Origin of the sequence: Mesorhizobium sp. M0910 (assembly GCF_040319465.1) — a bacterium.
Taxonomy (GTDB): Bacteria; Pseudomonadota; Alphaproteobacteria; order Rhizobiales; family Rhizobiaceae; genus Mesorhizobium.
This window is the reverse complement of the sequence record NZ_JAMYNZ010000046.1, coordinates 1-959: the sequence shown is the minus strand read 5'-3', so window position 1 is coordinate 959 and position 959 is coordinate 1. Positions and strand designations below refer to the sequence as shown.

3 protein-coding genes are annotated in these 959 nt (G+C 61.5%); 2 read left to right on the top strand and 1 reads right to left on the bottom strand.

The window, feature by feature from the left end; all coding sequences use genetic code 11:
- Positions 1–308: transposase domain-containing protein (locus NKH78_RS32510; protein ID WP_352885250.1), on the top strand; the 308-nt coding region annotated here is incomplete at its 5' end.
- 2 nt (positions 309–310) lie between these two features.
- Positions 311–547 carry a hypothetical protein gene (locus NKH78_RS32505; protein WP_352885248.1) on the top strand — a complete coding sequence of 79 codons (237 nt, stop codon included), beginning with the start codon at positions 311–313 and terminating at the stop codon, positions 545–547.
- Between the two features lie 199 nt (positions 548–746).
- Here the strand turns inward: NKH78_RS32505 and NKH78_RS32500 are convergent, their stop codons facing one another.
- Entirely contained in the window at positions 747–923 is a 177-nt protein-coding gene (locus tag NKH78_RS32500) for a hypothetical protein (protein WP_352885252.1), read from the bottom strand.
- Between the last annotated feature and the right edge of the window lie 36 nt (positions 924–959).

Here is a 959-nt window from a genome sequence, read left to right as displayed (position 1 = left end):
TCCGCGTCGCATCCACGACGACAACCAAGAATCGCTGTTTTCCGCCATTTGAAAAGGAGGTGCATAATGAATCGGTCTTCGCTCTCGGCAGAAAGTCCTGGCTGTTCTGCGGTTCCGATCGCGGCGGACAGCGCGCTGCCGTTCTCTACAGCCTGATCGTCAGCGCCAACATGAACGATATCGACCCGCAGGCCTGGCTCGCCGACGTCCTCGCCCGACTTCCCGCCTATCCGGCCCATCGGATCGATGATTTGCTGCCGTGGAATTGGAGATCCGCACAACTGCGGACCCAACCAGCGGCGGCCTGATCATGCAGCCCAATAAGGTGCATCACGTCTACACCGTCGAACGTGTCGCCAGGGACCTCGGCGTCAGCGAAGCGTTCATCCAGGACCTGACCCTCGGTCTCGAGCCCGAGGACGGCGTCATCTGGGTCTACGGCGCCAACGACGACGACGACGGGATCTTGGCCTTCACCGATGAAGGCATCGAGGAGGTCGAACTCCTCCTCGAAGAATATCATCGCGTCTCCCCAAAGAAAGCTTGACCCCAGCACTCCGGTGCTCAGGTTCTCCTGGCCGCCGGATGCGCACGTCTGCGGTCTTCACCGGATGCGTACTTCTAGTCGGGCAGATCGCCTCGATGCCCATCGGCGGGCGCAGCACGAGCCCAAACACCTTGCGAATTGTCAGCAAGAAGCGCCTCTTGCCGGTCGGCGTGATGCTCTCGTGCCGCAAGGGCTACGATCAAGCCGGCCGCTGCTCCAACGCTGGCGCGGTTTCGGTGGTGAGCGGGAAATGGCATTTGAAGCGATGCTCCGCGTCATCCGAGTTGGCTGCAGGTTCGGGGAAAACCCGGCTACAGATTTCCTGGGCGTACTGGCACCGCGCGTGGAACTCGCAGCCGGTTGGCCGTCTCAGCATGCTCGGCACCTCGCCTTTGATTTCGATGCGGTTGAG

Coding starts and splice junctions, on each gene's coding strand:
- NKH78_RS32505 (WP_352885248.1), top strand. CDS start 311: ATGCAGCCCAATAAGGTGCATCACGTCTACACCGTCGAACGTGTCGCC.
- NKH78_RS32500 (WP_352885252.1), bottom strand. CDS start 923: ATGCTGAGACGGCCAACCGGCTGCGAGTTCCACGCGCGGTGCCAGTAC.